Annotated in this window: 21 protein-coding genes; 8 read left to right on the top strand and 13 right to left on the bottom strand. The window is 65.8% G+C overall.

Annotated elements, in window-relative coordinates; genetic code table 11:
• Position 1: 1 nt before the first annotated feature.
• The 6 genes from HPY23_RS14150 to HPY23_RS14125 all read right to left on the bottom strand — a co-directional run bounded on the left by HPY23_RS14150 (position 2) and on the right by HPY23_RS14125 (position 6,113).
• Positions 2-532, bottom strand: a complete 531-nt coding sequence (locus HPY23_RS14150) for a hypothetical protein (protein ID WP_236013017.1) — start codon at positions 530-532, stop codon at positions 2-4.
• 126 nt (positions 533-658) lie between these two features.
• Positions 659-1,561: a S49 family peptidase gene (locus tag HPY23_RS14145; RefSeq protein WP_091890075.1), complete on the bottom strand. Its 903-nt coding sequence runs from the start codon at positions 1,559-1,561 to the stop codon at positions 659-661.
• Positions 1,562-1,563: 2 nt separating this feature from the next.
• Entirely contained in the window at positions 1,564-3,123 is a 1,560-nt protein-coding gene (locus HPY23_RS14140; RefSeq protein WP_175540057.1) for a phage portal protein, read from the bottom strand.
• Between the two features lie 62 nt (positions 3,124-3,185).
• Entirely contained in the window at positions 3,186-3,440 is a 255-nt protein-coding gene (locus tag HPY23_RS14135) for a phage head-tail joining protein (RefSeq protein WP_060850539.1), read from the bottom strand.
• A 2-nt stretch (positions 3,441-3,442) separates the two neighbouring features.
• A complete protein-coding gene (locus HPY23_RS14130) occupies positions 3,443-5,443 on the bottom strand; it encodes a phage terminase large subunit family protein (RefSeq protein ID WP_236013018.1) in 2,001 nt (666 codons plus the stop codon).
• 34 nt (positions 5,444-5,477) lie between these two features.
• The gene (locus tag HPY23_RS14125) at positions 5,478-6,113 is read right to left on the bottom strand and encodes a hypothetical protein (protein ID WP_091890084.1); all 636 of its coding nucleotides are present in this window, start codon (positions 6,111-6,113) and stop codon (positions 5,478-5,480) included.
• A gap of 583 nt (positions 6,114-6,696) precedes the next feature.
• On the opposite strand from HPY23_RS14125, the gene HPY23_RS14120 reads away from it, so the two are divergent.
• Entirely contained in the window at positions 6,697-6,876 is a 180-nt protein-coding gene (locus tag HPY23_RS14120; RefSeq protein WP_091890087.1) for a hypothetical protein, read from the top strand.
• Between the two features lie 315 nt (positions 6,877-7,191).
• Here the strand turns inward: HPY23_RS14120 and HPY23_RS14115 are convergent, their stop codons facing one another.
• From HPY23_RS14115 to HPY23_RS14085, 7 genes are all read right to left on the bottom strand, one after another.
• Complete coding sequence (locus HPY23_RS14115; RefSeq protein ID WP_091890090.1) at positions 7,192-7,674, bottom strand: transcription termination/antitermination NusG family protein; 483 nt, start codon at positions 7,672-7,674, stop codon at positions 7,192-7,194.
• 174 nt (positions 7,675-7,848) lie between these two features.
• Positions 7,849-8,253, bottom strand: a complete 405-nt coding sequence (locus HPY23_RS14110) for a hypothetical protein (RefSeq protein WP_091890093.1) — start codon at positions 8,251-8,253, stop codon at positions 7,849-7,851.
• Positions 8,254-8,399: 146 nt separating this feature from the next.
• On the bottom strand, positions 8,400-10,694 hold the full coding sequence (locus HPY23_RS33075; protein ID WP_236013019.1) for a virulence-associated E family protein: 2,295 nt from the start codon (positions 10,692-10,694) through the stop codon (positions 8,400-8,402).
• A 388-nt stretch (positions 10,695-11,082) separates the two neighbouring features.
• Positions 11,083-11,517 (bottom strand): helix-turn-helix domain-containing protein, encoded by a 435-nt coding sequence (locus tag HPY23_RS14100; protein WP_091890097.1) that lies wholly within the window; start codon positions 11,515-11,517, stop codon positions 11,083-11,085.
• A 185-nt stretch (positions 11,518-11,702) separates the two neighbouring features.
• Positions 11,703-11,945, bottom strand: coding sequence for a hypothetical protein (locus tag HPY23_RS14095; RefSeq protein ID WP_200649629.1), 243 nt, complete (start codon positions 11,943-11,945; stop codon positions 11,703-11,705).
• Entirely contained in the window at positions 11,942-12,280 is a 339-nt protein-coding gene (locus HPY23_RS14090; RefSeq protein WP_091890103.1) for a hypothetical protein, read from the bottom strand. The genes HPY23_RS14095 and HPY23_RS14090 overlap by 4 nt, the downstream gene beginning before the upstream one ends.
• 393 nt (positions 12,281-12,673) lie before the next feature.
• Positions 12,674-13,000, bottom strand: a complete 327-nt coding sequence (locus HPY23_RS14085; protein ID WP_091890149.1) for a hypothetical protein — start codon at positions 12,998-13,000, stop codon at positions 12,674-12,676.
• A 133-nt stretch (positions 13,001-13,133) separates the two neighbouring features.
• On the opposite strand from HPY23_RS14085, the gene HPY23_RS14080 reads away from it, so the two are divergent.
• The 7 genes from HPY23_RS14080 to HPY23_RS14050 all read left to right on the top strand — a co-directional run bounded on the left by HPY23_RS14080 (position 13,134) and on the right by HPY23_RS14050 (position 18,015).
• Complete coding sequence (locus tag HPY23_RS14080) at positions 13,134-13,295, top strand: toxin-antitoxin system HicB family antitoxin (RefSeq protein ID WP_175540055.1); 162 nt, start codon at positions 13,134-13,136, stop codon at positions 13,293-13,295.
• Positions 13,296-13,499: 204 nt separating this feature from the next.
• Positions 13,500-14,630, top strand: coding sequence for a PIN domain-containing protein (locus tag HPY23_RS14075; protein ID WP_139235042.1), 1,131 nt, complete (start codon positions 13,500-13,502; stop codon positions 14,628-14,630).
• A 1,034-nt stretch (positions 14,631-15,664) separates the two neighbouring features.
• Positions 15,665-16,039, top strand: coding sequence for a hypothetical protein (locus tag HPY23_RS14070; RefSeq protein WP_139235043.1), 375 nt, complete (start codon positions 15,665-15,667; stop codon positions 16,037-16,039).
• The gene (locus HPY23_RS14065; RefSeq protein WP_091890109.1) at positions 16,036-16,512 is read left to right on the top strand and encodes a hypothetical protein; all 477 of its coding nucleotides are present in this window, start codon (positions 16,036-16,038) and stop codon (positions 16,510-16,512) included. Before HPY23_RS14070 ends, HPY23_RS14065 begins: the two co-directional genes overlap by 4 nt.
• Positions 16,509-16,982 (top strand): hypothetical protein, encoded by a 474-nt coding sequence (locus HPY23_RS14060; protein ID WP_091890112.1) that lies wholly within the window; start codon positions 16,509-16,511, stop codon positions 16,980-16,982. The genes HPY23_RS14065 and HPY23_RS14060 overlap by 4 nt, the downstream gene beginning before the upstream one ends.
• Positions 16,979-17,686, top strand: a complete 708-nt coding sequence (locus HPY23_RS14055; protein WP_200602168.1) for a hypothetical protein — start codon at positions 16,979-16,981, stop codon at positions 17,684-17,686. Before HPY23_RS14060 ends, HPY23_RS14055 begins: the two co-directional genes overlap by 4 nt.
• Positions 17,683-18,015, top strand: a complete 333-nt coding sequence (locus HPY23_RS14050; protein WP_091890118.1) for a DUF1643 domain-containing protein — start codon at positions 17,683-17,685, stop codon at positions 18,013-18,015. The genes HPY23_RS14055 and HPY23_RS14050 overlap by 4 nt, the downstream gene beginning before the upstream one ends.
• Positions 18,016-18,018 lie beyond the last annotated feature (3 nt).

Below are 18,018 nucleotides of genomic sequence, written 5' to 3'. Positions count from 1 at the left end.
GTCAGGCGTCCTTCTTCAGGCCGGCGCGGCGGAGCTCGCGCTCCATGCTGCTGGCGGAGGCGGTGAGGCCGGCGTTGCCCTGGGCCGTCGGGATGTGGGAGCGGATCGAGGTCTTCTCCTCGGCCGCGACGAAGCGCTCGAAGAAGCTCGCCCGGGCCTGCTCGACCGTCTTGCCCTCGGCGAGGAGCTTGTCGGCGGCGTCGGCCGGGATCGTCGGATCGACGCGGCGGGCGTGCTCCACCACCGTCTTCATCTCGCCGGCGGCGTTGATGCGCGTCCGCGCCTCGTCGACCGAGACGCCCTCGGCGATCAGGGCGGAGGCCATCGACGGCACGCCGCCGTTCACGCAGAGCTTGGCGATCTCCGCCGCGTCGGCGCGGGTGCTGGCGCTCGACGTCGAGCGATCCGCCTCGGCCTCGGCGGCGGCGATGTCGCGATCGAGGTCTGTCACCTTGCCGGCGGCGGTGTCGAACTCGCGCTGTTCGTCGTCGGTCATCGAGCGGCCGCGGGCGGCGGCGGCAAGCTCGGTCATGCGGGAGGAGGCCTTCGCGCGATCATGGCGAAGGCCCGCGAGATCACGCGGCATTCGGTACTCCTGGGGTGGGCGGATGGGCGGGCGATGTGCCCTGGCCCGGCTCGGCCGGGATGGGAGGCGCGGCTACCGCCGCGTGGCGCGGACGGCGCGCTCGTTGGCGGCGGTCCGGCTCAGATCCTTGAGGGTGGCGTCCTGGGTCCGGACGCGATCGGCCATGCCGGCGGCGACGGCATCGGCGCCGACCTTCATGCCGCCGGCGCCGAAGTCGGTGCGGACTCGCGCCGGGGTGGTCTTCCGACCGCGCGCCACGTCGGCGATGAACTGCGCCTCGATGCCGTCGAGGAGCGCCCGCACCTGGCCGGCACCGTCCTCCGACTGCGGGTCGGGCCGCTTGTTCGGCGCGTTCGAGGACACGATCTCGATGGACAGGCTGCCGGTGGCGTCCGGTTCGACCTGCTTCGAAAGCGCCGCCACCACGCCGATCGAGCCGAGCATGCCGGTCTTGTCGGTCACGAGCTCGCCCGCGGACGAGGCGATCCAGTAGGCCGCCGAGGCCGCCGAGCCCGAGACGTGAGCGACCACGCGCTTGACGCCCCGCAGGGCGTAGAGCTGATCGGCCAGGGCATTGATCCCGGTCGGCGAGCCACCGGGCGAATCCACTAGGAGCATGATGGCGCCGACGTCCGCGCTGTCGCGGGCGAGCGACAAGTCCCGGGCCAGCATCGCCGTGGAGGCGCCGGTGCCGGACATCTCGGTCATCAAGTTGGCGCGCGGGAAGATCGGGCCGACGATCGGGATCACGGCCACACCCTCGCGGGTGAGCATGGCATAGCGGGCGCCGTCGAGGCGCTGCGCGGTCGGGCCGGCGGCGGCCTGCAGGTCGAGGCGGAACCAGTCCTCGCCCTCGGCGGCACGGCGATCGGCACGGCCGGCCCGGTCCAGGCTCGCGAGGCTCGCCATGAAGTGCAGGTAGTCGGGACGGATCGCCCACGGCTCGGCCGTCAGGGCGTGGAGCGCGCTGATCATGGTCACTCTTCCGGCTGGGTCGGCGCGGGGGACGGCTTCGGCGGCGGCTCGCTGCCGCCAGGCGCGGCGTCGGCCGGCGACGCCGGCTTGACCGCGTTCCGCCCGTCGCTGGTGTAGGCGAGGCCCATGTCGTCGGCCCGCTCGTTGTCCGCCTGGTTCTCGGCGTCGATCGTCTCGGCGTCGAAGCCGCCCTCGGCGACCTTGCGAGCGCGCGAGGAGAGACCCGCCTGGATCTCCTTCGTCTTGCCCTCGACGTCCTGCACCGGGTGGATGTACGGCCAGGCCTGCGGCACCCAGTTCGCGGCGTAGACCGCAGCACGCGGCATCCCGGCCGGCGGCTTGAGGGCGCCCGACATGATCGCGAGGTCGATCCACCGGCGCCAGACCGGGCGGCAGAACTGGAACACGACCTGGTGGTGCTGCAGCGCCTCGACGCCGCGGCGGAAGTCGTTGAGCGCGGCGCGCAGCGTGCGATCGTCCAGCGTGCTGTAGTCGCCGCTCAGGATCTCGTAGAGCAGGCCGCAGGCCGCCGCGATCTGCCGCTTGGCCTCCCGGACGAACATGTCGAAGTTCGGCCCGACGTCCTTCGGGTCGGAGAACTGCACCTCCTCGCCGTCGGCCAGGACTTGCAGGGTGCCGGGCTCGAATTCCAGCGACACGGCACCATCGTCGTCCGCGCCGTCGGTGCCGAGCGGGCCGGAGCCGGCCGGGCTGTCCGCGCCCTCTTCCATGGACCGCTTGATGAAGCCGACGAGGCGCGTCGTGTTCTTCTTGCGGACAAGTTCGGCGTCGAGGTAGCCGTCGAGGTCGTAGAGCGTGCGTAGCGCTCGGGCGAGCCAGGGTTCGCCGCGGTCCTGCCCGGGGCGCATCGCCCTGTAGAGGTGCGCCACGTCGTCCGCCGGCACCTCGGCGAGTTCGAGGCCGGCCGGCACCATCACGCCGTCGCCCGGGTGCTCCCGGTAGAGGAAGTAGCTCTGGCGCCGCCCGATCGCGTTGTAGCGGATGCCCTGGCGGATGTTGCTGCCGGGCTCGGTCTTGAGGTGCGGGCAGTGGTCACCCTCGAGCACCTGCAGCTGGAGCGGCACCGACAGGCCGTCCGAGAGCAGACGGGTGCGCAGGCGGGTGAAGGTCTCGCCGCCCTCGACCATGCCGCGCACCGCGATGGCCTGCAGGCCGTAGAAGTCGTGCGCGCCGATGCTGTCGGCCTCGTCGGTCCAGGCCAGGAATAGTGCCTGCAACCCAGCCCGGAACGCGGCATCCTCCTTCTTGATCCGGCGGGCCTCGGCCTTCGACAGGCCCTCGGTCGCGCGCGCCGCGGTGGAGCGCGGCACGATGCCGGTGCCGACGATGTTCGACACCAGGCGTTCGACCGCGGCGCCGGCATAGGGGTTGCGCCGGGTCTGGTCGCGGCTCTTTCGCCGCAGTTCGTCGAGCGCGTAGGTGATCGCGCTGTTCGGGCCGTAGCTACCGACGCGCCAGGAGCGCGAGCGGCGACCGCGCCCGCCCGCGACATCGTAGGCCGGGGCCTCGAGCATGCCGGCCGGCTCGCCGTCGAGGTCCATGGCGACCGGCGCGACGTACTGGCCGGTGCCCTTGACCCGGAATCGGACCGGCGGGGCGACGCTCACCACCCGCTGCGCCCCGTCATCACGACCTGGGTGGTGCGCCGCACGACCGTGCCGCCGGTCGCGGCCACCAGCGCGGCGATGTCCCGGTCCAGGTCGCGCAGCGCCTTCTTCATCTCGTCGTAGCTGCGGTAGGTCACGCGACCCGTATTGTCGGCGCCCTCGACGGTGAGCACGCCGCTCGCCATCGCCGCGCGCAGCTTCACCCGCTGGGCGCGCAGCTTCGCGAGTTCCTGTTCCGGCGTGTCGGCCATGCTCACCTCGTGGGCCTGTTGTTGACCCGGCTGCGCCGGACGGCGCGTCGCTGCAGGTTCCGCGCGGCCAGCGTGCCGGCGGAGACCGCGGGCGGCAGCGGCGCCTCGTCGATCGTCGGGCGGGCCCGCTCGATGCCCAGCGCCGCCTCGAGATCGCGCCAGTGCAGTTCCCGCCACCGGTCCCAGCCGCGCATCGCCGCGAGGCCGCGGGCGTAGTTCGCGCAGTCCAGCACCTCGTTGCGCCGGCCGCCGATCGGCACCCATTCCCGGCGGGTGCGGCCGCGCGTGACGTGGGTAACCAGTTCCTCGGCGGTCAGCTGCTTGACCTGATCCTCGGGCACGTCGCGCGGCAGGTGCACGAAGCCGGCCGGGAAGGGATTGCCCTCGGCCGGGCGCTGCAGGGCGAGGCAGCCCATCAGCTCCTGCTTGGCGAACGAGGCGCCCACCCGGATCGTCTTCAGCCCGCGCCGCAGTTTCTTGCCGGCGGGGGTGGTGTCCTTCGCCCCCACGCCGAGGAAGGCCGACGCGTAGCTGTCCTGACCGTCGACCGCGTGCACGTTGCCGCGCCCGCCCTGCGAGCGGACGAAGGCGTAGACCTCGGCGGTGAAGCCGCTCGAATCGATGCCCCAGTCTCGCACCGCCATCTCGGCGCCGGCCTCGTGCTGCCACGTCTCCCCGAACATGGCTTCGAGGTCGGCCCAGACCTCCGGCCGGTTCGTCGGTCCGGGCAGCACCCGATGCTCGACCAGCCACCGCTCCCGGTTCCGGCCGAAGCCCCAGACCCCGACCTCGAGGCGGTCCTTCTGGACGTCGACCCCGGCAAACAGGATCAGCGCTGCCCGGCAGACCGTTCCCGACAGGAAGGTGTCCCGCCGGGCGTAGACGTCGTGCCAGTCCGGCGCGTCGGCGCCCTCCTTCCACGTGCGGGCGAGCTGGGTGTTGAAGAAGGTCCGCAACGTCTCCGGCCCGCGTCGCAGCGCCCTCGCGAACTTCGTCACCGTCTCCCGGATCGTCTGCTTCGGCGCGTAGAGCTTCGAGGCGACGCCGCCGGCATGGTCGTTCGGCACGGCCTGCCCGCCGCAGTGCCGGCAGAGCGCCCGCCGCACCCCGTGCGCCAGGGGCGCCCACCGTTCCGGCGTCTGCGGCTCACCGCAGCAGGTGAACGACCGGGTCTGCCGCCACTCGATGCGCTTCAGCGCGACGAGGCGCTGGGCCTCGGTCCATGGCCGCTCGCAGGCCTCGCACTCATACCGCGCCGTGTGGGTATCGATCTTGCCGGCCTCGTCCTTCTCGAACCGGACCCGCTCCCATTCCAGCGACTGCCATGCACCGCAGCCCGGGTGCGGGCAGCGGACGAAGGCCTTGCGCTGGTCGCTCTCCTCGTAGCTCGCCTCGATGGCCGAGCGCCCGGCGATCGTCGGCGAGCAGGCCACCACCGTCAGGCTGTTCGCCTTGAACTCGGCCTGCCGCTCCTCGGCGAGGTCGATCGGTGGCCCCTCTCCACCAGCGGAGAGGGGGTACTTGTCGATCTCGTCGCAGACCAGGAGCCGGATCGGCCGCATCGCGAGGTTGGTCGGGCTGTTCGCGCCCACCAGGGTGATGTGCCCGCCCGGGAACTGCTTGTGCGACAGGGTCGCGCCGGCGTCCCGGGACTTGGCCTCGCCGAACAGGTCGGTCAGCACCTTGGTGTCCCGGATCATCGGCGCCAGCCGGTCCTTCGAGAAGGTCTCGGCCGCGTCGTCCTTCGGGAACACCCCGAGCATCGGGCAGGGATCGACGTGGGCGAAGCGGCCGATGACGTTCTCGATGAGCGTCGTCTTGAGCAGCTGCGTGCACGCCATCAGCGTGATCTTGCTGACCCCGGGCTCGGTCGCCCAGAGCATCGGGCCGCGGGCCACCTCGACCCGCGACACGAAGAACTTGCCGCCGTTCGAACTCTCCTTGCTCAGCTTCCGGTACCGCTCCGCCCACTGCACCACGTCGAGGTTCGGCGGCGGGGTCATGCCGCGCCGCCAGGACCGGCGCAGGCTGCCGACGTCAGCCGGTCTCAGGGGAGCCGAGATCGGGGCTGCTGGGCTCGCCAAGCTCGGCGAGGTGCTGTTGGACATAGCTGGCGAGGACCTGGGTCAGCGTCCGGGCATCGACCTTCAGCGCGTCCGCCATCTCGATGCCGACCCGGGCCGGCCACGCGAGCCAGGCGTCGCGCATCGCCCGGGCCTCGTCGAAGAAGGCGGCCTCGGCTTCGGCGCGGTCCACTAGCTTGCCCTGCTTGGTCAGGTACTCCTGCCGGCGGAGCAGGCCGAGGTGGTTCTCCTTCCGCTGCGCCGCCGCGGCGAGCGAGAGGTTCGGGTTCTCCGGGTCGAACTCCGGAGGATCCCCCGGTTCATCGTCAGGCTCGGGCGGGGGCGCCTGCCGGGGCGGTGCGCCCTGGCTCGCCTTGCTCGGTTGCGGCGCCGGGCGCTCGCGGGGATCGGGCTCGGCCCTCGGGATGGCGCGGATCGGGCGGTGTGTCGTGCCGCCCCGGTTCGTGGCCGGCCTCTGGTCGAGGTTCCATTCGGTAGCCTCGACCTCGACCCGGCCATCGGCGGTGACCGCCAGCAGGCCCTGACCCTTCCACTTGGTGACGATCGCCTTCGAGACGCCGCGGTGCCGGGCGAACTCGGCCTGGGTCATCGTCGAAGAGCGTTCACTCGGGGCGTTCACCGTTCACCGTTCACGGGTTTTGGCACCCTGGCGCTAGGAAACTCGGGGGCCCCGACCACCCGTATAGGTCCGGAGGCCCCAGGGGCCCTGACACTTCGGGGCGGGGCAGGTCAGTCCCCACCACCGCCGCTCGACCCGCCGCTGTCCGACGCCGAGGAGCACGACCCACTGTCGCTCGACCCACCCCAGGACGATCCGCTGTCGTGGTGGCTGTGACAGGACGAGGTGTCGGGGGCGGCATGCCCACCGTAGAGCGGCGACAGGGGGCTGAGCGGGCTGAGGATCATGCCCGAGGGCGAGGCGGGGTTCATCGGGCTGTCGTCCCATGAGGAGCGGGAGGTGCGAGACTCGGGCGCGTCCGGCAGCCTTGCGCGGCGGAGCCTGTCTTCCTGCTCCCGGCGCCTCTGCTCTTCCTCACGTCGCCGTTTGCTGAACCAGCCGAACATGACGACCTCGCCTGTGCTTCGACAAATTTCACCTCATCTGCGCTTTTACTTTTGACGCCACAAGTAATGAGAAGTACAACATAAGCACAGACAGAGGAGAGACGCAGATGACCAAGACCAACCCGGCCCGCACCCACCTCGTCATCAACACCCTGACCAACCAGAAGCAGAGCCAGCCCACTTCCCGCACCCTGGCCGACACGATGGCCGCTCAGCTGAACGACCTGCTCAAGGTCTCGGTCTTCGTGGTGGTGCCGGCGGGCTGGCAGGGGGTGGGGCTCAACTGAGCCCCCTCACCAGGGCGGTATGGCTCATCACCCCGCCTTGAGGCATCAGAAAACAATCCTAAGATGATGCGGATATCCACAGGCCCGTTAGGGTTTGCCATCCACTCTGGAATTCAGCCTCCCCGAGTGGCTGGCGGGTTGGGCTCCGACATCCTGCGGACGTCCTTTCCAGAGTCCAACCCGCCTTTTTTTAATGCTGCTGAAAGGCGCCGAGATCCCAAGTCCCGGGCTGCGCCTGAGACCGACCTGCTGCGAGCTGCCAAAGCTAACGCACGGCAGGTGCAGAGCAACCTACCGTACGGACGTCTTCGAATATCATGCCACGTCCTTGAATTTCAAGCCTAAGTTCCGCGCGGCCTTGTGGGTGCAGGTCGCCGAGTACGGTAGCGCCCCGATCGCGACCAAGTGCCGGATCAGGGGCGGCACCTCCATCTGCGGGTCGGTCTGCCTGAGCGTGGCGTCGAACTCGCCCCGCAGGATGCGCAGGCGCAGGTCTTCCACCTCGCTTTGGGCCAGTACCGCCCACCGGTCCGACGCACCCCTCACGATGCGCTCCAGGCCGTAGATGCCGGCGATGTGCTGCGTGGAGCGGTCGAGGCCGAACACCACGATGCGGGCCATCAGGGGGCGCTCGGCGATGATCCGCTTGCGGTTCCGCACCCGCCAGAACCTGAGCATCGGCAGCACCGTGTCCACGCCCCTGCGGGCCATGGCGTCGCGCACCATGACCTCGCAGCCCGGATTGGTCACGCCAGCATGCCAGCGGACCGGGTTCGGCTCACCGGCGGCTTGAGCCATCGCTGTTTCCCGGCGGCTATCCCGGGGCCAGCGGCAGCGGTCACCCAGCCGCAGAGCAGGTGTGGCGGGCAGCACCGGCGCGTCCGTCGCTTCACCGGCGGCCTGGGCAAGAGCGATTGAGCGGCGGGACATCAGGAAGACCTCTGGGTTGTACGAAGGGAGAGCGGCAGCCCGTCAGCTCCACCAGCGGTCCTTGTCGTCGCCAATGCCGTCCCAGGCTTTGTCCATGATGGTCGCGCGGTAGCCGTAGTGGCGGGGATCCATCTCGGCGACGCGCTCAAGCGCATCGCGCATCGCGTCAGTGCTGCCGCTCAAGCGGAAGATCTGCCGGCCAAGATGAATCACCGTCTCTCGCAGGCCGTAGCGGATTGGGTCGGCGAGCATCTCGCCCAAGTCCGCCTGCCGAGGGGGAAAGCTCGCCAAATCATCGAAGCTGACAAAATTCGCGCGCAGCGGGGTTTCACTCGGCTGCGCATCTCGCTTGGCATCATGTGCGATGATCGCGCTCAGCAGCGTGTCGAGCGCCTTGTCGATGGCAGGCAGTTGGTCGATGGCAACGGATTTCGTGGTCACGCTCATGGCATAACTCCTCTCTGATTTAATCGAATTACCGGACGACCGGACGACCCGGACGACTTTCAATAGAAGGTGTATGCGCGCACACACGCGCGCGTGCGCATTACCGCTCGTTGGAAAGTCGTCCGGGTCGTCCGGTCGTCCGGTGGCTAAGCTTGCTCGCGGACCCATGGGATGTTTCCTTTGGTGTCCTTGCGGTCGGCCCGCTTCCAGCCCAACCGCTGAAGTGTCGCGGTGATGCGGTTCTGATCTGCGCGACCGATCCTTGGGGTTTCGATCATCAACCCCCAACGGGCCACATCACCCACAAGAACACTCGACAATTCGGCGACGTAATTGCGAATTGGAGACTCCCATACGTCTGCCTCGAAGCGGCTTTCCTGCTCCGGCCGAATGTACTCGGCTTCGAAGGCCTCGTCAGGCCACCACCGATTACCAGCGCAGTAACGGCGCACCGCCTCGGCGAAGAGCTGATCCCGGTCCCGCGCCAGCGCATCCGTATCGACGCGGCCGACCTTGACCGGCCAGTACCGGCGCCCGCCGGTCTCGTCGCGCAGGTATGCGCTCTTGTTGGTCGTCCCGACGAACACGCACTGGCGCGGCTGGATCACCTCCTTGCGACCGTAGCTCGGGCGGTATCGCTCGACGGGTCGGCTGATGAAGGCCTTGAGCGCCGCGTTCTCGGCCTTCGACATGGCCGACATCTCGGCGATCTCGATCAGCCACTTGCCCGGGAGATGCTGCGATACATCCTTGCCGGCCGTGACGTCGGGCAGGCTGTCGGAGAACCACTCTCCACCCAGGATGGCGCACGCCGTCGATTTCCTGGCACCCTGCGGGCCTTCGAGCACCATCATGTAGTCGGCTTTGCAGCCAGGCTCGAATATCCGCGCCACCATGGCGATCAGGAACATCGCCCCGATCCCGGCGGTGTACGGCGTCTGCTCGGCGCCGAGATAGGTCGACAGCCACTCTGACAGGCGCTCCCGTCCGTCCCAGGCCAGCCCTTCGAGGTGTTGGCGGACCGGATGAAAGGCGCGCTCGACGGCGCGGTAATCGACGGCCTGGTGGGTGATCTCCTTGCCGAGCCGGGGCAGGCCGGCCTTCTGCAGCCACTCCTGCACCTGGCTGATGTCCGTGTCGGTCGCGAGCCGCATCGGCATCGCCTCACCCGGCGGCGAGCCCCATGCCAGCACGACACGACTGATCATCGTGGCGCACTGCATCTCGTCGTAACTGAAGACGTCGGCGAGTTCGGGCGCCGAGCGCAACGCCGCCATGGCGTTTGCCAGGACGGGCAGCGCCTCGCCCTTATCGTTCCGCAGGCAGTCCTTCCGCCAATCCGTGTCGCTCGTCTGCGCCGCCTGCGCCCCTGGTGCTTCCGCGTCGAACCAGCGCTCAGCCGTGGTATCCTGCGAAGCCGGCGCGCCGCAGCGGCCCCAGTCCCGTGACAGCACCCGCAGGGTAAGCCCGTCGAGCCCGCTGTGCTGCGGATACCCGAGCGGCCAGGCACAGACGACGTTGGCATAATCCTGCGCAGAGAAGCCATGCCGAGCCAGAGCTGCGGCAAGCACCGCCCGCCAAGCCGACCCGGACCCATCGTCGGGCGGGTCGATCGTGCCGTCCAGGATGCCGCGTAAGCGCCCATCCCGAGCCCCGGCGGTCACCAGCCGCGCCCTGAGCGCATCGGGCAGGACGTCGAAGTCGCCGTAGGAATGGGCCTCGTCAACGTCGATGTCGTCCATTGCGGCGCGGACCGCCGCAGCGGCCTCCTTGCGCTCCAGCGGGCCGGTCGGGGCGCAATAGGCGGCCAGCCGCTCGGGCGTGTAGGTGACGCCGCTACTGTGCGTGACCCGCACCACGCCGCCCATCAGCCCCTTGGCGAGCTTCTTCGGCGTCGGTAGGTTGACGGTGCCCGGCAGCCGCATGATGCGGTCGATGTTCTGGACCGCATCGCCCTTGAACAGCCGACCCAGCGTCCGGCTCTGATCCTCGGCCCACTGCCCGCCGGTCAGCGCCCCGATCTTCTCGTCGAGCTTCCAGAACCATTGCTGGCCGTTGCCGCTGTCGATCGATACCGTGGCGGGTAGGGGGCCGCTCTCGACTTCCTCGGCGCGCTGCGCCAGCTCGTGCCGGGCAGTCTCCCGATCGCCGTGCGGGTCGGCGTCGACGAACACGCAACGGATCGCCGCGATGTCGGCCTTCGTCAGTTTCTTGTGCGGCGCCCCGAGCTTCGGCTCGTTGACGCTGAAATAGAGATTTCGCTGGCCGATCCGCGGGCGGATCCAATCCGCCATCTCGTCCCAGGCCCCGGGTTCGAAGGTCCGGCCCTCGGTCGATCCGGTTTCGGGATGAAAGGCGTCGAGGTGGTGCCGGCCGATCGGGTCGATCAGCTTCAGGAACGCGATCGCTTCCTGCACACCGGAAGGGCGGTGCATGTTCATGGCAGCACCAACCAGTCGACAGCGGCCGTAGAAATCCACAAAATCGCTGAGGTTGACGGTTGTTGCTGGGGCAGATTTGCGCTATACATATGCCAGTCCTGCCAAGGGATTTCGCTCAACCCGTTCGCTGCGGGTGGGCATCAGAAAAGCCGGCTCCGCGCACAGCAGGGCCGGCTTTTTCATCTCTTCAACTGGGGCGGGGATTGTGGGGCTTCACGACACAGCTCCGCGTCGAAAGGGCCTGCACCGTAGCATGGCGTAGGCCGACAACACCAGACAAAACCTACAAAATGGACACGGGCGTGCGGCCGCTCGGCGTCGTTCAGTCTACCGCGCCATGCGGATCAGCTGGGTGAGATAGATATGATTGTACTGACGGCGCGGTCGATCACGAGGATGACCGCTGCCGATCCTGTTCCGCCAGGAACGCGCGATCGTTGGCCAAGATCTCCTGGATGCGGGTCGACGCCTCACGTGAAACGAGCTGGTTGACGCGCAGCCATGCTCGCGTCGGGTCGTCCGGGCTGATGCGCACCGACACTTCTGACCCATCCGGGTCACTCGCATTTCTGATGCGACTCGGGAGCAGATCGCTTTCTGGCACGCTGAGCGCCCGCGCGAGCCTTGTCAGATTCTGTCGGGTGGGCAAGGCCCGGCCACGAACGTAGCTCGATATGCCGTCCCGAGGGATGTCTGCCTGCCTACCCATCTCCGATTGGGTCCAGCCCTTCTCAAGCATGAGCTCGTAGAGGCGGCGACCGAACTGCTCCTTGACGATGTCAAGGGGAGTTGCGGAAGCCGCTTCTTTGCTCTTCGAGGTCATGAGGTTTGGGTCTCGGCCGGGCGCCGATCGCACCGCAAGACGCGTTCGGCTCTGTATGGCGTTTGTAGGTCATACAGCCGTACACAACAAGACGCGGGCTTGGCGTGATCGCCCGCCGTGCAGCTAGGGTGGGTGACGTCCGGCGGGGTCGGCCGCCGGTGCTATATCCGCCCAACACTCGCAGCCTATGATCGGCTCTCACCGCCCCTATCCGCGGTGAAATTGTCATGGTGGTGCTGCCGGACAGCTTCCGCCGGCTGGTTCTCGACGTCCATTGCATCAGGATTGTCGTCCGCCTCGTCGAGCAAGAGAACGATCTGATCGACGACATCGAGGGCGAGCCCAGCCAGACGCTCGAATTGCTCGCGGAGAATGGGCGCGGCCGGGATCCCGGCCGCTGTGCGGGGAAAGTGGATCACGTTGCTCACGCGGCCGCCTCCATAGACAGCCGGTGAAGCCACGCCTTTGTCTCGGCGGCGATCTCCGCGACCTCGTCCCATTCGCAGCAGTCAGCAGCGAAGCGGGCGAGACATGTTCCCCGCTGCTCCGCCTCGTAGACATCTGCAGGGTTGCGGCGTTTAAGCTCATCGTAGATCGCTTCACGCACCGATCCCAGGCGCTCGCCTTCGTCGGCCACCATGATCTCGCACGACCGGCCGAACCCGCGACTGGTGCTCATCGCAAGCCCTTTTCGGGCATGCTCGTAGACGTCATAAAGGGCGATCAGGTCCAGGAGCGTCTTAGCCGCCAGATCCATCCGCATCCGCCTTTTCTCCGGCGATGAAGAAGCTGCGTCGGCTTTGTCGACCGACAAAACGCCACCTTGCCTCACCCTAGACGCAAAGTTCGCTCGCGAGACTGCGTGCACTGACATGACATCCCCCTTGCGAGGCACCCCTTTAGCGTCAGCAGTATTGCTGCGCCTGCCCGGATTTGCCCGCAGGGGGGCATGATGTGCTTCATATTTCTCTTCACAAGGTCCAGACGCTGATACTTTGTCGCCCGTGGTTTCGCTGGCCTTACGCGAATTGCAGACTCGTTCGGTCGCCTCGCGGGTTCTCGCAGCACGTTCGCGGAGAGGGACGCCGGACGCATTGCCCTGGGGCGCCACGGGAGAGGCTTTACGGTGGCTCGCCATCGTCGATCTTCCCTCGGTTCAGAACGGGTGTAGGACGCCGTAACCGGCGATGGTGCCGGCCACGAGGATGACGGCCGACAGCAGTTCGCCGGTGCTATTCAGGAAGCGCAGGGCGCGGACATGCGGTGTATCCGGCCGCGTCGCAGAGGCGCCGAAGATAGTATCCCACGGGTCGATCTGATCGGACACGTCGAGCCCTTGCAGCGGCTGGCGGTCGGCGCGCTTGTAGCCGTGCGAAGAGAAATAGCTGCGGGCCTTGGGTGGCTGAGAGGTGACGGGCAGCGAACAACGCGCGGGGCCGCGTTCACCGGCGCGGGCCGGTGCTGTAGAATGACGGGTAGCCATGATCGTCCTCACGAGACGGTTGGGGTCAGGCTCGGCGGGAGGGGTAGGATCCTCCGGCCGAGCCGTTGCCTTGTAACGCCACTTACGTTACGCTTGGCCGCATCGATGTCAAGCCACTGGCGTTACATTTTAGATGGCAGAGCAACGCAGAAAGACCGCGACTCTCAATCTCCGGATCGATCCGGCGATCAAAGCGGCTGCCGACAAGGCTGCGGCCGAGGACCAGCGCTCGCTTACCTCGCTTGTCGAGAAGCTGTTGACGGATCACCTAAAGGCGAAGGGCTACCTGAAGTGAGCACGCGGACACCGGTATGCGGTCAGCCGGATCCCAAGCCTTCGCAGCCGGAAGCCGTCCGAGCCCTTGTGACCTTCGCTTTGGAGGTGGAGCGGACGAACGAGCAACACCTGGCGCCACTCAGTCCGGAATGATCTTTTCGCGGCCAGAGGTGATTGATAGACTCCGGTAAAGCAATTAAAGGCGACCGCGATGTCAATTTGCGTGTTTATCGATACAAGTATATTTTTAAGCTTTTACGCGACGACGCACGATGATACAGCTCAGCTTGAAGGAATTTATAAGCTTGTCGCAGACAAACAAATCAAGCTCATAGTTACTTCGCAGGTTGAGAGAGAGTGGTTTAGAAACAGAGATAACAAAATCGCTTCCGCCCTCACTGATTTTGAGAAGTTTTCCCTCAAGGAACCATCAATTCCGAGGTTCATGATGGGCTATCAAGAAACTAAAGATTTTAAAAAATATCTAACCGCCGCAAGGATAGCTCGAACAGCCGCTCTGAAAAAAGCAAAATCAGAAGCTGCTAATATTGCAACAAATGCAGATATCTTTATCGGAAAAATTATGCAATTAGCAGGCGTTTATGCCGAGACCGACGAAATTATCCGTAAGACTGATTTGCGACTGAAGCTTGGAGAGCCTCCTGGTAAATCAGATTCGTTTGGCGATAGATTAAATTGGGAAATAATTTTATCGCATGCGACATCTGGATGCGATTTGCATTTGATAACCAAAGATGGAGATTTTAGTTCTGTGTTAGAGCCTGGCAAGCCTCATGTTGTGCTTTCTCATGAGTGGAAAAGCAGAACAGGCTTCGGGGTCTATCTGCATTCAGAAATACGCAGCTTTTTAAGTCTTTATGTTTCTTTAGTGGTGGAAAGAGGAAAATTTGCTATCGAAAATGAAATTGCTACCTACTCACATCAAGTCGATATAGATAATCTAAGACTAATCTTTGATTACTCGAGGAAAAAGTATGAAGCTTTTGAAGAATTTCAAAATGCAAAAGATTTTGACGATGTTTGCCATGCTATAGAGATGCTTGACGCTCTAGATGGCGGACTTTTATCTGATGATTGGGCAAAAATCTGCCGGGGCGCAATAGATAACGAGGTCATATATGATAACGGATTAGATAATTACATACAAACATTCATTTTAAAGGCTATTTCTCGCGCTGGCCATCTATTGCTTGATGATGAGTATAAACTATGTATATTATATTTTGATGCTCCTGATATATTAGAAGAATATGCACCTGATGATGAGAACGCCGTGCCAGATTATTCTCAGATGGACATAGATAGACTTGAAGAAATTTACAACAAATATTAAATTTATAAAAATTTTCTTGGCGACTCATCGCTGCCATAACCAACGCTGTATCAAGGCGGCGCCGTACCAGCTGAGGTACCCTTTCCGCTAGTGCACTGACGCCCTCAAAAGGTGCACCTCACGCGAAAATTTCTGCAGCTGCCACAGTATGTTGGCTAGCGAGAGCCTGTTGCGAATGTCGGTGTCAGTGCACTAGCATGTTCAAGCGTAGTTTCGACGGCGCTATCGCTGTTACCGAGATTGCTGAGCATTAAGGCGCGTTCCATGCCGGCGAGACCCCCTCGCTCTTCCCCGGGCCTACCCCGACCGCTCTCTCGCGATGATGCATGCGAGCGGTGCGCAACGTCGCCTGATTTTTGGCGCCCGGCGGATAACTGGCTCGCTTTCAAGAACTAATCTTGATCTGCTGCCCTTACGTCGTACAGCATAATACCTGACAGAGAAGCGAGTGCGTCCGTTAAAACCTCAAACGCTGCGGTGCGCTCGTCAGCATTTAAGGGTAACAGAACGCGGTCCCCAGCCTCGACATCTAGAACAATCCCTTCGGACCCTTCACCCGTAACTTTCATCATACGCCCTTTCCCGAGCACCTCGGCTAGCCACTTGGCCCTAGCCTTCGCCCGATCTCAACTGGCCGTCGGCGCACGACTTGCGCTCCGATCATATCGCGACTGACCATCGTTAGCTGCGCGACGCCGCCGACGATATGATGCGGCTCCTCGCGCCCGCTCTGAGGCGCAGACACGCCCGATCTCACATGTCGTTTTTGTCTGTTTTTAACTCGACATATCCCTACAATCGCCCTACAATAGGTGCATCACTCGGGAGATTGGTATGACGCGTCCAGTGGATAAGGGTAAGACGTTCAAGTCATCGCTATGGTTGTCTCGTGACGTCGTGCTCGCAGCCGATGAGAAGGCAACACGCATCGGCTTCTCACGATCCAAGTATATCGAGCTTTTGCTGCGCAGGGACCTCGGCTTCGAGACATTCGATCAGCGTTCAACTGTCACGACTGACCGAGGAGAAGCCGCATGACCCTTGTCGATCGGCGGGCTACTACTGACACACCCCAATCATCGCGTTCGAACGTCCCGCCGCTCCACCCGGCCACGGCTTGGGCCGGCCTTCCCTGCGAGACGCGGGACGCCCTCGGCACCACGCTCGTCGACCTCGTGTTCCAGGACTTCCTCTCGGGGGCCGCCTACGCCGAGGAGGACCGGGTGCTCATCGACGACGATCAGCGCAGCGCCGCCATTGAGCGGGCCGAGGGCCTGCTGAACCGGATCTACGACGACGTCGCCGCCGCCCTGCCGGCGCTGTTCGGCCCGGCCGGCGAGAACCCGGCCTGGGTCGAGGACTACCGCGCCGGACGCCTGACCATCTCGAACGAAGGGGTGCTGTCGTGATCACCACCCACATCACCGACCCGCACGTCGCCTGCCGGCATCGCCTCCTGACCGCCTATGCCTGGTTCGTGGCTGCCCGGCCGATCGAAGGGGGTTCGAATCCCACCTCTTCCGCCCACAAATCCGCGCTGGCGGTGAACGAGGCGCGGCGCGAAGAAGTCCTGCGCATCCTCGCCCTGCCGGCCCCGGTCACCCCGGACGGTCTGCGCGTCACCGGCCTGGCGATGGCGATAGCGGCCGAGGGGCGCGCCGCCGACAGCGACGCGGGCCTGTACCTGACCCTTGCGGCCCGCGCGATCCTGGGCGCCACCGGGGAGAGCCTGCCGCCGGGGTTCACCGGCTTCGGCGACGAGCCGGGTCACGATGACCGTGACCGTGCGGCCTGGACCGGCAGCGGATCGCTGCCCGCCTGGGCCCAGGCCGGCAAGGTCGCGCCGGACGATGCCGACTTCATGGTGGAGGCGCGGGCATGAACGCGATCGGTCGCATTCCTCCCACCCGCGGCCTCGTCGGGATCGACGTTTTGCTGATCGATGGACGCGCCATCCACCTCGATGACATCCCGACCGCCGAGGAGGGGCGCCAGCTGCTGGCGGTCCTCGACGGCGAGATCGCCCAGATCGAGGACCAGCTGTCCGCCGCCGACCTGCGCGGCGCGGACCCGGAGTGGCGCCGACGCGCCACCACCGCGCACAAGCGCAAGCGTCGCATCCGCCCGCGGCTGCAGGAACGGATCGGCACCCTTCGGCGAGCCGAGCGGGACCAGGCGCATGCCGCCGACACCCTGGCCGCCTCTTCCGCCAAGGACGGCCGGCGACGCGCCTTCATCCTCGCCGCCCAGGAACTCCTCAGCCACGAGGTCGTGACGGAGGTCTGGGCACGCGCGGCCGAGATGAAGCCCGACCTGTTCGTGGACGGCATGGCGTCGGGAGGATCGGCATGACCGGAGCCGATCCCATCCTCGCGGCCATCGCCACCCACCGCGCGGCCTACGACGCGTTCCAGGTGGCGCCCGACGGCGAGGCATCCATCCTCGCCGAGGAGGCCTACCGCGAGGCCGGCGACGCCCTGGTCACGACGGCCTGCACTACGTCGGCTGGCGCGATGGCGCTCCTCGAGCACTTGCGCTGGTGGCTCGCCGAGGAGGTTGCGTTCGCTGACAGCTACGGCTCGACCTATAGGGCCGCGCAGGTCCGCGTCGCAGATCTCACGGTACTCGCTTGCGCGTGGTGGCCGGCGGTGGGCCATGATCCGATCCACCGGGCCATCGCCACGGCCGAGACCGCGGAGGCGGCCCATACCGCGGCGCTGTCTGGCCTCGACGAGAACGACGATGGGCAGGTGCGCCGCGCCAACGCCGCGGCCGATGCGAGTTCGGCGGCCTTCCAGACGCTGACCACTATCCTGCCGACCACGCGAGCCGGACTGTTCGCCCTGGCCGAGTTCTACGCCCGGGAGAGCGAGGAATTCGAGCCGATGTGTGCGGGCGGTCAGTACCTGCAGCACCTCGCGGCCGCCCTGCGCGGCAGTGATTCCACTGCCCTGATTTCGGGTCGCTTGCCGACAAAAGCTGCGTCAGATCAGCAGCTTGTATCCCTGATTCCGCAAGCGTCCGCACACGTCTTTTCATCGGCGAGGGCGCAGTGACGAACCGCCGCCCGATCGCCGCGCTGATCCTCGCCGAGGTCCACCCAGGCCAACCAGCTACCCCGAAGCCCGAGATTGCATGGCTCGGGCCGACTGACGTGCGGATCGTCGCCTGGGGCAACCTGCTCGCGCTCGGGCTCCACGCCGGAGTGATCGCGGCGTTGTCGCTCAACCGCACCCACCCGCTGCACGCCTTCGCTCTGACCGGCGATGGCGCACCGATCCACCCGTTGGCCCGCGGCCGCAGCCGCGTGCCGCTCGAAATGCCGCTCATTGAGTGGCGAGGCCCCCGCCCCACCGCCCCGGCCACAGAACAAGAGGAGGGGTAGATG

The organism is Methylobacterium ajmalii (assembly GCF_016613415.1).
Classification (GTDB): domain Bacteria; phylum Pseudomonadota; class Alphaproteobacteria; order Rhizobiales; family Beijerinckiaceae; genus Methylobacterium; species Methylobacterium ajmalii.
Note: the sequence above shows the minus strand (reverse complement) of the source record. Positions and strands in the feature narration are given on the sequence as shown.